General features: G+C 65.4%; 8 protein-coding genes. All 8 read left to right on the top strand.

Annotation, left to right across the window (positions count from 1 at the left end):
* The first annotated feature begins 42 nt into the window (after positions 1-42).
* Entirely contained in the window at positions 43-447 is a 405-nt protein-coding gene (gene gcvH, locus OU11_RS05155; RefSeq protein WP_033514924.1) for a glycine cleavage system protein GcvH, read from the top strand.
* A 179-nt stretch (positions 448-626) separates the two neighbouring features.
* Positions 627-1,847 carry an App1 family protein gene (locus OU11_RS05150; RefSeq protein WP_223224131.1) on the top strand — a complete coding sequence of 407 codons (1,221 nt, stop codon included), beginning with the start codon at positions 627-629 and terminating at the stop codon, positions 1,845-1,847.
* Between the two features lie 29 nt (positions 1,848-1,876).
* The gene (locus tag OU11_RS05145) at positions 1,877-4,360 is read left to right on the top strand and encodes a S9 family peptidase (protein ID WP_033514922.1); all 2,484 of its coding nucleotides are present in this window, start codon (positions 1,877-1,879) and stop codon (positions 4,358-4,360) included.
* Between the two features lie 114 nt (positions 4,361-4,474).
* Positions 4,475-5,515 carry a 3-isopropylmalate dehydrogenase gene (locus OU11_RS05140; RefSeq protein ID WP_033514920.1) on the top strand — a complete coding sequence of 347 codons (1,041 nt, stop codon included), beginning with the start codon at positions 4,475-4,477 and terminating at the stop codon, positions 5,513-5,515.
* Positions 5,516-6,107: 592 nt separating this feature from the next.
* Positions 6,108-7,445, top strand: coding sequence for a lipoate--protein ligase family protein (locus OU11_RS05135; protein WP_033514918.1), 1,338 nt, complete (start codon positions 6,108-6,110; stop codon positions 7,443-7,445).
* A 305-nt stretch (positions 7,446-7,750) separates the two neighbouring features.
* Positions 7,751-8,464, top strand: coding sequence for a helix-turn-helix domain-containing protein (locus OU11_RS05130; RefSeq protein ID WP_033514916.1), 714 nt, complete (start codon positions 7,751-7,753; stop codon positions 8,462-8,464).
* Positions 8,465-8,643: 179 nt separating this feature from the next.
* Positions 8,644-10,863: a transglycosylase domain-containing protein gene (locus tag OU11_RS05125; protein ID WP_152597075.1), complete on the top strand. Its 2,220-nt coding sequence runs from the start codon at positions 8,644-8,646 to the stop codon at positions 10,861-10,863.
* A gap of 388 nt (positions 10,864-11,251) precedes the next feature.
* Complete coding sequence (locus tag OU11_RS05120) at positions 11,252-12,313, top strand: NADH:flavin oxidoreductase/NADH oxidase (protein WP_373869306.1); 1,062 nt, start codon at positions 11,252-11,254, stop codon at positions 12,311-12,313.
* The last annotated feature ends 4 nt before the right edge of the window (positions 12,314-12,317 follow it).

The following is a 12,317-nucleotide window of genomic DNA, read 5'->3' as shown; positions in this document are numbered from 1 at the left end:
TCCACGGCGCGTGGCGCGGGCCACGCGTTGTACGCTTGACGCATGAACGAAACGCATGACCCCCAACCGATGAATCTTGACGTGCCCGAGCACCTCGAATATTCCGAGGAGCATGTGTGGGTCGACGCCTCCGTCGATCCCGCGATGGTCGGCCTGACCGAATATGCGGTGAGCCAACTGGGCGAGCTGGTGTTCGTGGACCTGCCTGAACCGGGCACCCGTGTGGAGGCCGGCGACGAGATCGTGGAGCTGGAATCCCAGAAGGCGGTGCAGCCGCTGGTCTGCCCGGTCGCCGGTACGGTGCGGTATGTCAACCGTGAGGCCAGCGAGGATCCGTCGGTCATCACCAACGACCCGTACGGCGAGGGCTGGATCCTCAAGATCGAGCTCGATGACGACGAGCCCGGTCTGCTGACCTCCGAGGAATACGCCAAGATAATCCGCTGACCGTCCGGGCTCCGGAACCGCGGCGCCCGCCGGGCGTTCCGCGTCGGCGCGTCCGGCTTGCGGGCGTTCCCCTGCCGGGTGGTATCGCGTTGCGCACGCGACGACGTGCGCACGGCCATGCCGACGTCGTCTCCCGGGTGAGGCACCGCGTTGCCGTATTGTGCGGGTATAGTGAATATATGAGTGATCGACGGCGAACGGCAGCACAAGCGCAACCGGTGGGGGACGACATGCCTACCGTGCCCATTCCGGCACGGCGCGCCGTCACGACGTTCGACGCGGCGTCACGGCACGAACGGTTCGAGGCCAAACCCCCGCTGACCCGGCTGTTCCGTCGCACGGTCTCCGCCGCGGTGAACCTGTGGATGACCATCTCGACCCCGGTGGTGAAACAACTGGGCTGGTACGAGCAGGTCGAACCGTACGTGGGCTACGGCACCGAATCGTATTCGCGCCTGATCTGCAGAACCGTGTACGCGCCGGAACACCGCAGTCCGGGCGCGCGCGTCCGGGGCATCTGGGGGATGCTGGCCATCCCCGCGCCGCGATGCCGGGTCCGGGTCCGCATCGACGGCACGCCGCTGGAAACCGTGCAGGTCGGGTCGTCGGAAACCTACGACCGTCCGGATCGCAAGCGCCGGCGGGATGCCGATTACGCGATATCGGATTCGGCGGGGTATCTGGACCTGGTGGCCGAACACCGCCTGAGCCCGGGCATCCATCAGGTCACCTGCGAGGTGGACCGTCGCAAACCGGTGGCGTCCCGGCTGTTCACCATTCCCGGCGGTTCGAAGGTCGGCATCATCTCGGATGTGGACGACACCATCATGATCACCCAGGTGCCCACGTTGTGGAAAGCCGCATACAACGTGTTGTTCGCCAACCCGAAGAAGCGCGCGCCCGTGCCCGGCATGAGCGTGCTGTTCACCAAGCTCGCCGCGCTCTTCCCGGACGCGCCGTTCTTCTACCTGTCCACCTCGCCGTGGAACGTGGAAAGCTCGATCCGCCATTTCATCAACGATCACGGCTACCCCGCCGGACCGCTGCTGCTGCGCGACCTGGACCCGCGTCCCAAGACCTTCGTGCCCACCGGCGTCCAGCACAAGCTGGAATTCGCCGAACAGCTCATGGGCGACTTCCCTGATATGAAGTTCATCCTCATCGGCGACGACGGACAGAAGGACCCGACCACCTACGCCACCATCGCACGCCGGTATCCCGGCCGCGTCATCGCCATCGGCATCCGCCAGCTTTCTCCGCGCGAGGCCTCGCCGCTCGGATCGGTCGCCGGCATCTCCGCCACCCAGCCGATGCCCGTCACCGACGTGCCCGTGTTCACCGGCACCACCGGCGCGAACCTGATGAAAACCATGCTCCCGTACCTCGAGCGGTTCGCCTGACGGACGCGGGAACGCATATAATCGCCTGCATGACCGAAGAGAAGATGGGCGCGATTCCGGCCGAGGACGGCGCGGAACGCATGACGCCGCCCGCGGCCAAGCGGGTGCCGTACGAACGCACGTTCCACGGTGACACGTTCACCGACCCCTATGAATGGCTGCGCGACAAGGACGATCCCGAAGTCCGCGACTACGTGGCCGCGCAGAATGCCTACTGCGAGCGCCGCACCGCCGCGCTCGCGCCGCTGCGCGACACGCTCCTGAACGAACTCAAGTCCCGCATCCAGCAGACCGACATGTCCGTGCCCACCCGCATGGACGGCTACTGGTACTTCACCCGCACGCGCGAGGGCGCGCAGTACGCGGTGCAGTGCCGTCTGCCGATCCGCGGGGAGGACGACTGGACCCCGCCCGACGTCGACCCGATGGGCGAGCCCGGATCGATGCCGGGGGAGCAGGTGGTGTTCGACACCAACCGCGAGGCCGAAGGGCATGATTTCTTCCAAGTCGGCGGCATGGACCTGAGCCGCGACGGGCGGTGGATGCTCTACGGCGTCGACACCCACGGCGATGAACGCTATGACTTCCGCATCCGTGATCTGGAAACCGGCGAGGAGCTGCCCGACGTGTTGGAGGGCATCGCGGGCGCTTGCATCACGCCGGACGCGCGTTGGGTGTTCTACGCGGTGCTGGACGAGGCGTGGCGACCCTGCGCGGTGCGCCGGCATCGGGTCGGTACGCCGGTGGCCGATGACGTGGAGGTGTTCCGCGAGGACGATGAACGGTTCTGGCTGGGCGTCGGCCTGAGCTTCGACGAGCGTAATGTCGTCATCGGCACCGGGTCGAAGACCACCACCGAGGTGCTCATGCTGCCGATCGATACCCCGGAGGGCGAGTTCCGTGCGATCATTCCGCGCGAACCCGATATCGAATACGACGTCAGCTTCGCGCGATTCGAGGGGGCGGCGCCGGACGGCGGCGATATTCCGCTGGCCGTCGTCTACCACAATGCGTTCAATCCGAATTTCGAGATCGACGTCATCGATATGCGAACCCACGAGCCGCCGTACCGGCTGGGCGAGGGCGTGCGCGTCGCGCAGGGCTCGCCCTACGGGTGCGAGCGGGGCGACCGCGTCGAAGCCGGCGCGTCGACCCTGCCGATCGGCACGGCGTATCGCAATCCCTGCAACCCGGCGATCCTGCAGGGCTCGTGCGGGCTAGGCATCGAGGGCATCGCCCTGCACCGGCACTATGTGGCACTCAGCTACCGGGCTGACGGGTTGCCCCACCTGGCTGTGATGACCAAGCGGGATGCCGCCGAGGATTTCCTAGCAGGGCGTCCGTGGCGGTTCCGTGAACTGCTGCCGCCCGCCCTCGAAGGCGATTGGGACGCGGCGGCCGGTTCCACGGCCTCCGTTCCCGCGGTCGATTCCTCGGTCCCTGTTCCCGCGGTCGATTCCACGGACTCTGATCTATGTTCCACAGGGTGTTTCACGAAGTCCGGTGACGCGCTTCCGGGCGTCACGCGTCGGCTGTACACCATCGTGGCCGGCGGCAACCCCACCTATGACGCGCCGCGCATGCGGTACACCTTCTCCAGCTACACGAGGCCGGGCGAACTGCACGAGATCGACCCGGCCACCGGCGAGGACCTGCTGCTCAAGCGGGCGCGCGTGCTGGGCGACTTCGATCCGCGTGATTATATGGAACGTCGCGTCTGGGTGACCGCACGCGACGGCGAACGCATCCCCGTCTCCCTGGTCTGGCGGCGCGGCGTGGCGCTCGATCGCCTCCCGATGTTCGTCACCGGCTACGGCGCGTACGAGATCAGCTCCGATCCGGGATTCTCGGTCTCCCGTCTCAGCATGCTCGACCGCGGCGTGCTGTACGCGGTGCCGCACATCCGCGGCGGCGGCGAGATGGGACGCGCCTGGTACGAGCAGGGACGCCGTCTGGCCAAACGGCATACCTTCGAGGATTTCGTCGACGCGGCGGCGGCGTTGCAGGACGCCGGTCTCGCCGATGCGCGGCGCACCGTGGCCGTCGGCGGGTCGGCGGGCGGTCTGCTCATGGGCGCCGTGGCGAATCTGGCGCCCGAACGGTTCGCCGGCATCGAGGCGGACGTGCCGTTCGTGGACGCACTGACCTCGATCCTGGACCCCTCGCTGCCGCTGACCGTGACCGAATGGGACGAGTGGGGCGACCCGTTGCACGACCCCGAGGTCTACCGGGCGATGAAGGCGTACACGCCGTACGAGAACGCGCCGGAATCGCCGGACGATCCGCGGGTGGCGCATTTCCCGAAGATCCTGATCACCACGTCGATGAACGATACGCGCGTGCTCGTCGTCGAACCACTCAAATGGATGGCGCGGCTGCAGGCGGCGGGCGTGGACGTCATCGCCAAGATCGAGGTCGAGGCGGGGCATGGCGGCACCACCGGCCGGTACCGGCAATGGGAGGAGCTCTCCTTCGAGAACGCGTGGTGCCTGCGCACCATGGGCGTGGCCTAGCGCGCGGACGCATATCCCGCCGTGTCGCGATGTCCGTTTCCGCGCAATGCGCCCCTGTCCACTTGCTGAACCATACGGAACTGTGTCCCCTCGACCGGGGTAGTGTCGCACACTATGAGCGAAACAACGAAGAAGTATCGGATCGCCGTCATCCCCGGCGACGGCATCGGCAAGGAAGTCACCCCGTGGGCCCAGAAGGCGCTGGAACAGGCAGTGCGAGGCGCGGCGGATTTCGAATACGAGGACTTCGACCTCGGCGCCGAACGCTACCTGCGTGACGGGGCGATCCTGCCGGACGAGGAGCTCGAGCGCATCAAGACTACCGACGCGATCCTGCTCGGCGCGGTCGGCGACCCGCGCATCAAGGCGGGCATCCTGGAGCGCGGCCTGCTGCTGCGCCTGCGCTTCGAACTCGACCAGTACGTGAACCTGCGCCCCTCCAAGCTGTACAAGGGCGTCACCTCGCCGCTCGCCAACCCGGGCGAGATCGACTTCGTGGTCGTGCGCGAGGGCACCGAAGGCCTGTACTGCGGCGCGGGCGGCGCGGTCCGCCGCGACACCCCGGCCGAAGTGGCCACCGAGGTCTCGATCAACACGGCCTACGGCGTGGAGCGCGTGGTGCGTTACGCCTTCGACCTGGCCATGAAGCGCCGCAAGCATGTGACCCTCGTGCACAAGAAGAACGTGCTCGTCAACGCGGGCGACATGTGGCAGCGCATCGTGGACCGCGTGGGACAGGAATACCCCGAGGTCACGCACGACTACTGCCACATCGACGCGGCCACCATCTACATGGTCTCCGACCCCTCGCGCTTCGACGTGATCCTGACCGACAACCTCTTCGGCGACATCCTGACCGACGAGGCCGGTGCGGTGGTCGGCGGCGTCGGCTATTCGGCGTCCGGCTGCATCAACGCCTGCAACGAGTTCCCGTCCATGTTCGAGCCGATCCACGGTTCCGCGCCGGACATCGCCGGCAAGGGGCTCGCCAACCCGACGGCCGCGATCCTGTCCGCCGCCATGCTGCTGCGTCATCTCGGATTCGACGAGGATGCGGCCCGCATTGACGCGGCGGTCGAAGCCGACATCGCCGAGCTCGGCTCCACGCCGCGCAACACCGACGAAATCGGCCGTGACATCCTCGCGCGTCTGTAACGCCGCGGAGTCGCCAACCCGTAGCAGACAAACGTGTGGAGACGCGCTATCGGCAAGTCATGCATGATGGCAGCCTCCGTCGCACATGAGGGCCATGCGCCGTGTACCACCATGGACACGGCGCATTGTCGTATGGATCGCAAGGTCAGCCAGGTTCGCGGGCGGCGTGGAGTATGGTCGACCTGGCTCGCGGACGGTATGGAGTGTGTCCAACCTGGTCTACGGACCGGAGTGTGGCCGACCTAGCTACGGGTGTTCTGAAGTGCGGCAGTTTGGTTTACGGAGCAGAATCGGAACGGCGTCTACAGGTATACGGACGGCGTGGAGTATGGCCGACCTGGCTCGCGGACGGTGCGGAACACTGAATCGAAGCTTCTCCCAACCGCGGGTACCCACCTCTGTGTGGTACTCAATCAAGTGAAACGTTTTATACTGATTTCGTACCGTACCACGCCCGTGTGGTACGGAACAGAACGTTGAAAACAAGCCATTTGCTGGCTGAAGACTGCCGTGTGGTACGGTACGGAATCCACAAAAGGGCCTTTGGTCGGTTTCGTACCACATCGCGGCAGCGGGATTACCAGGGGGTGCCATGGGCGTTCGGCGTGGAGTGGTCAAGACACCCGGCGGGAAACTCGTCGCCGTCACCGTGGCAACCGACCCGATGGGGGCGGTGAGCGAATGCCGGTTGGACGGCGACTTCTTCATCGACGGCGATGAGGTACGGTCGCGCTCGCTGCTGGATGATCTTGAGCGTACGTTGCTGGCGTGCGCCCGCGGAGCGGCTGCCCGCGTGACCGGCACACAGGACGGGGATGCGCCGGCGTCTGCCGGGAAATCGCGCCTGCCGCGGGGAAGGACCGCACAGTCCGAAACATATGGCGATGAGAAATGCGCGGATATCGATGGCTGGAGCGACGCGCTGCGACGGACTTGCATGCGGCACGGCGGGGCACGACTGGTCGGCACCGATGCCGGGGCCATGGCGTGGGCATTGGCTCGGGCGATGGGATTGGAACCTGCGGGGCCGGGGCTGAACGACGCATCGGGCGATGCCTCTACTGAAACCGGTAAGGCGGTGGAATCGGCAGATGGCCGCGAATCCGATCCGTCATGCGCCGCGCCGCGCCCGAATACCGATTGGCTGGAGGATTGGCGTGACCGCTGGCGTGCACTCGCACCGGTCGTCATCCACGATCGCCCCCGCAGTCCCATCGAACAGATGACGGTCGACCGGCAGTGGGCGCGCGAGGTGGCGGCGGGGGCGCGACCGGCCAGCGTGCGCTTCTGGGAATGGACATCGCCGGCAGTGGTGGTCGGACGGTTCCAGTCGATACCCGACGAGGTGCATACGGACGAGGCGGAACGCCTGGGATTCACGGTGGTCCGCCGATGCACGGGAGGCGGCACGATGGTGGTCCAACCACACGGTGCGATCACGTATTCCCTGTACGCGCCGCAGTGGTTCGTGGACGGGTTGGACGCGGCGGAGGCCTATCGGCTATGCGACAGCTGGCTGGTCGACGCTCTGCAAAGAATCGGGGTCGACGCGCGATTCCAAGGATTGAACGATATCGCCGTGCCGGTTGGCGGGATGGTTCAAGGGTCGGCCGACGGTGATTCCATAGCGTCCGTTGTGCCGTGGGGCAAGGCGGGCGGGGCCGCGCAGCGACGGTTCCCCGCGCCGGCGGGCAGCGGCGGGCCGGGCGCGGTGCTCCATCATACGACGTTGGCCTTCGACCTGGATGGCGCCCTGATGGCGCGGTTGCTGAACACGTCACCGGAGAAGATGCATGACAAGGCCGTGCGTTCGGCGGCCAAGCGGGTGTCGCCGCTGTGCTTGCAGCCTGCGTTGCGGAACGTTGGACGGGACGTGCTGCTTCGTACCCTGGCCGATTCCCTGCGGCAACTGTTGTCCGCCGACAGCTGACCCATCCTGCCGTCCACTTTTCAACTGTTGGGTTGTGTGCGCGGGTGGCTTTGTTTGCGCAGGTTTTTCGACAGTCGGGGGTGGGGGTTGTGTGTGCGGGTTTGTTTGTTGTTTTTCAACTGTTGGGTTGTGTGCGCGGGCGGCCCCGTTTCCGCAGGTTTTTCAACAGTCGGCCAACATGTATGGGTGGGAGGGTTGGCGGATGGGGATACAATATTGGGCAATGCGAATGAGGACAACCGTCGCCGGCATGCCGTGGGCTGATCGGGAGCCGGCACAGTAACGGGCGGGAGGAGCGACTGGCAATGGCGACACCGAATGCGGTTCCCCATGACGAGAACACGCTGCTGCACACGGCATTGTTCAAGCAGGTCTCCCCGGAGCAGGCGGAGGAACTGCTGCCCACGCTCCGTGAATCGGTGTATGACAAGGGCGAGCACATCTTCACGCAGGGGGACACCGACCATCGCATGGGATTGCTGGAGAAGGGCCGGGTCAAGCTGATTCGCGAGTCGATCGACGGGCGCGTGCAGCTGCTGAGCATTCATGCGCGTGGTGAAGTGCTGGGGGAGATTCCGGTGTTCGATCCCGCGGGCGGCCCGCGGACCGCCTCCGCGGTGGCGATGACGGCCGGCACCCGCGTGGTGTGGCTGGAGCATGACGCGCTGTTCGCCTGGTTGAACAAGTACCCGCGCGTGGCCGTGGACATGCTGCAGGTTCTGGCGAACCGCATGCGCAGCAACAACGAGCGGATCACCGACCTGGTGTTCATGGATGTGCCGGCGCGGCTGGCCAAGACCCTGCTGGACCTGGCCTCGCGATTCGGCGAGCCCGTGGAGGCCGGACTCAAGGTGCCGCATGATCTGACGCAGGAGGAGTTGGCGCAGCTGGTCGGGTCCTCGCGTGAGACCGTGAACAAGGCGCTGATGGATTTCTCGAACCGTGGCTGGATCGCACGTGATGGACGCTCGATCGTCATCTATCAGCCGGGTATGCTGATCCGCCGCTCCCGCCGGTAGCCGCCGTGACGCGGCATGGCGCATTCGGGGTACACGGAGGCCTCTGTTTTCGGTGAAGGTTCGGGGCGTGCGCAGACGGTTTACAGCGGTTTTCCAGACATCGGCGCAGGATGTGATGAAATGACGATGGGTGCGGATAAACCGGGGCGAGGTAGAGGCTCCTCTTTAGAATGGGCACCATGCCCAAGAAGAACTCGATGACCATTCGCCGCGCCTTGTCGCTGGCTTTGTCCTACGTCGTGCTGTGCGTCGCCGGCGGCGTGGTGGCAAGCCTGCTGTTCCTGCCTGCGGTGTTCGGCGCGAACACCGTGGCCAAGGCGGTGATGCCCTCGCTGCAGGTGGAGGGTATCGATTTCGACGTGACGAGCCTGCCGCAGCAGTCGCGCATGTACGCGTCCGACGGCTCGGTGATTGCGACGTTCTATTCGCAGAACCGCATCGTGGTGCCGATCAAGGACGTGTCCGAGTATATGCAGAAGGCCATCGTGGCCCGTGAGGACCGTCGTTTCTTCGAACATTCGGGCGTGGACGTGCAGGGCGTGATGCGTGCGTTCGTGCAGACCTACATCGCCGAGGGCGATACGCAGGGCGGCTCCTCGCTGACCCAGCAGTACGTCAAGAACGTGCTGATGGTGCAGGCGCGCGAGGACGATGACCCGATCGCCGAATACCATGCGCAGGAGCAGACCATCGCCCGCAAGCTGCGTGAGATGCTGATCGCCGTGCAGATGGAGAAGATGTATTCCAAGCCGGAGATCCTTCAGGGGTATCTGAACATCGCGCAGTTCGGCTCCAACAACCTGTACGGCGTGGAGACGGCCGCGCACCGCTATTTCAACGTGAACGCCAAGGACCTGAACCTGGTGCAGTCGGCCACGATCGCCGCCATCACCAAGAACCCGTCGGAGATCGACCCCTCGATCCCCGAGAACCAGGAACGTGCGCAGGACGAGCGTGACATCGTGCTGCAGCTCATGCTGGATCAGGGGCTGATCGAGCAGGCCGAATATGACGAGGCCGTGAACACCCCGCTTGTGGATACGCTTGATATCCAGTCGGTGAATCAGGGCTGCCAGTCGGCCGGCAACGCGGGCTTCTTCTGTGCGTACGTGACCACCAAGATCCTCAATTCGGAGGAGTTCGGCGAAACCGAGGAGGACCGCCAGAAGCTGCTCAACGAGGGCGGTCTCGACATCTACACCACGATGGACGTGGAGGCCAACAACGCGGCCATGCAGGCGGCGAACGACACGATTCCGGCCGACGACCCCTCCGGGCTGGAGGTCATGATCGCGGCGATTAAGCCCGGCACCGGCGAAGTGCTCGGTTTCGGCATCAACCGTACGTACGACGCCACCGACGCGGCGGCCAGCGACCAGACCAAGACCTCGATGAACTACATGGTCGATCAGGTCGACGGCGGCGGCTGGGGCGTGCAGGTCGGCTCCACCTGGAAGCCGATCAACATGGTGGCCTGGATGCAGCAGGGCCGTTCGATCAACGAAGGCCTGCGCACCAGCACCCGATATCAGCAGACCTCGTTCAGCTGCGGCGAGTACAGCTTCGGCGGCCCCGACTGGGAGGTTGAGAATTCAGGCGGTGGCACCGTGAATCCGGAGACCCCGTTGCAGGGCCTGATCCGTTCGCATAACACCACGCAGGCGTCGATGGCCTCGCAGATCGGCCTGTGCGCGATCGCCGACGCGGCCACGGCCCTCGGCTACCACAACTCGCCGTCCTCGGCCATGGACGTATACTCGTCCAACTCGTTCAACCCGCCGATGACCATCGGCGCCGTACAGGCGTCCCCGCTGACCATGGCCAACGTCTACGCCACGTTGGGCGCGAACGGTGTGGCCTGCACCCCGATCGCCATGACCCGCGTGACCGATAAGAACGGCGACGAGATCGACGTTCCGCAGGCCGACTGCCATCAGGCCATCGACCCGGAGATCGCGCAGACCACCGCGTACGCGCTCAACCAGGGCGTCGTGACCGCCGGAGGCGAGGCCGCGACGACCCAGCTGGACAACGGCCGCAAGACCTTCGCCAAAACCGGTACGAACGAGAACACATACATGTTGACCGCAGGTTTCGTGCCGAATGTGGTGTCTGCGTTCGTGGCCGTCGGCGACGCGCAGGATCCGCTCAACAACACCTTCGACAACAAGACCATCAATGGCGTGTACCGCTCCGAATGGTTCGGCATGTACATCGCCACCCCGGCGTGGAAGCAGTTCATGAACACGTATCTGAACGCCATCGATGCGCCGATAGATAACGACTACGGCCAACCGGCGCAGAAGTACCTGACGGCCGGCGGCGTGCAAGCCAACACCAATGCCAACGCCAACGCCAACCGGAATCAGGAACAGAGCCAGAATCAGAACGTTCAATAGTTCCGATTCAGGATTACGTAGTTGACGAACGCCCGCCGGTTCCGGTGGGCGTTCCGCATACAATGGATACATTGCTGCGAAGGGAGGCAGAGCGATGCAGGACGATATCACCCACGACAATTTCGACTTCCGGGGATTCTCCGTGGAGAACCGGCACGAGACCGAGCTGCGGCGCGACGAGGAGGAGCGTTCGGCGAAGAAGAAGGCCAGGGCCAAGGCCGGCAAATCCGGCAAGGCCGATAAGCCCGGCAAGCCCGGCAAGGTCAAGTCCGCGAAAGCCAAGGGAGGCAAGGACAAGGCCGGCAAGGGCGGTGACGTCTCCGTCGCCCTGCCCGACAAGTCCGCGGATCGGGCCGCATCGGACAAGCGTCCGCTGCTGTTCACGCCGATGCAGCTGCGCGGCCTGACCATACGCAACCGCATCTGGCTGCCTCCGATGGACATGTATTCGGCGTACGCCCGGGACGGCAAACCGACCCCGTTCCACTATCAGCACTACGTGTCGCGTGCGTTGGGTGGATTCGGCCTGATCATCGTCGAGGCGACCGCGGTCTGCCCGGAGGGGCGTATCAGCCCCAAGGATGTGGGCCTGTGGAGTGACGATCAGATCGAAGCCTGGCGTTGGATCGTGCAGGGTGTCAAGGACGCCGGTGCCGCCGTTGCGGTTCAGCTCAACCATGCCGGGCGCAAGGGGTCTACGGGCTGCTTCGGCGTCGGCCATGACGGCGAAAGCGTGCCGTTCGACGAGGGCGGCTGGCAGACGGTGGCCCCCAGCCCCAACGCGTATGGTTCCTATGCCGCGCCCCGCGAACTGGGTGTGGACGAGATCCATGCCATCGTTGGGCAATTCGCCGCCGCCGCCGGTCGTGCCGTGGCCGCCGGGTTCCAGGCCGTGGAGATCCACGCCGCCCACGGATACCTGATCTCCCAGTTCCTCGACCCGCTGGTCAACGAGCGTACGGATGAATATGGCGGCGACCTTGAAGGCCGTATGCGTTTCCTGATCGAGATCGTCGACGCGGTGCGTTCCGTGATTCCCGAGGATATGCCCCTGCTGGTGCGCATCTCGGCGACCGATTGGGCGGCCGGAGGTTGGGACCTGGGCCAGACGGTCATGGTTTCGCGGGCGCTCAAGGAGCATGGCGTGGACCTGGTGGATGTGTCGACCGGCGGCATCGTGCCGGATGTGACGATTCCGGTCGGTCCCAACTATCAGGTGCCGTTCGCCTCGCAAGTGCGAGCCCATGCCGCTGTGCCCACCACGGCCGTCGGATTGATCACCAAGCCGAAGCAGGCGGAGCGGATTCTGCGCGATGGTGCCGCCGACGCGGTCGAGATCGGTCGAGCCGCATTGCGTGACCCCGCATGGCCTATGCGCGCCGCCCATAAGCTGGGTGTGGCGCCGTCCGACGTGCCGTATCCGGACCAGTACATCCGCGGCGCCTACTGACGAC

The sequence above is a fragment of the Bifidobacterium pullorum DSM 20433 genome, from assembly GCF_000771405.1.
In the GTDB taxonomy this organism is placed as follows: domain Bacteria; phylum Actinomycetota; class Actinomycetes; order Actinomycetales; family Bifidobacteriaceae; genus Bifidobacterium; species Bifidobacterium pullorum.
The sequence above is the reverse complement of the archived record's forward strand: the minus strand, read 5'-3'. Positions and strand labels throughout refer to the sequence as shown.

What these genes read in the sequence shown, in the direction of transcription:
- OU11_RS05135 (WP_033514918.1), top strand. Translation starts at nt 6,108, where the DNA reads ATGGGCGTTCGGCGTGGAGTGGTCAAGACACCCGGCGGGAAACTCGTC.
- OU11_RS05150 (WP_223224131.1), top strand. Translation starts at nt 627, where the DNA reads ATGAGTGATCGACGGCGAACGGCAGCACAAGCGCAACCGGTGGGGGAC.
- OU11_RS05140 (WP_033514920.1), top strand. Translation starts at nt 4,475, where the DNA reads ATGAGCGAAACAACGAAGAAGTATCGGATCGCCGTCATCCCCGGCGAC.
- OU11_RS05145 (WP_033514922.1), top strand. Translation starts at nt 1,877, where the DNA reads ATGACCGAAGAGAAGATGGGCGCGATTCCGGCCGAGGACGGCGCGGAA.
- OU11_RS05130 (WP_033514916.1), top strand. Translation starts at nt 7,751, where the DNA reads ATGGCGACACCGAATGCGGTTCCCCATGACGAGAACACGCTGCTGCAC.
- OU11_RS05125 (WP_152597075.1), top strand. Translation starts at nt 8,644, where the DNA reads ATGCCCAAGAAGAACTCGATGACCATTCGCCGCGCCTTGTCGCTGGCT.
- OU11_RS05120 (WP_373869306.1), top strand. Translation starts at nt 11,252, where the DNA reads ATGCAGCTGCGCGGCCTGACCATACGCAACCGCATCTGGCTGCCTCCG.
- gcvH (WP_033514924.1), top strand. Translation starts at nt 43, where the DNA reads ATGAACGAAACGCATGACCCCCAACCGATGAATCTTGACGTGCCCGAG.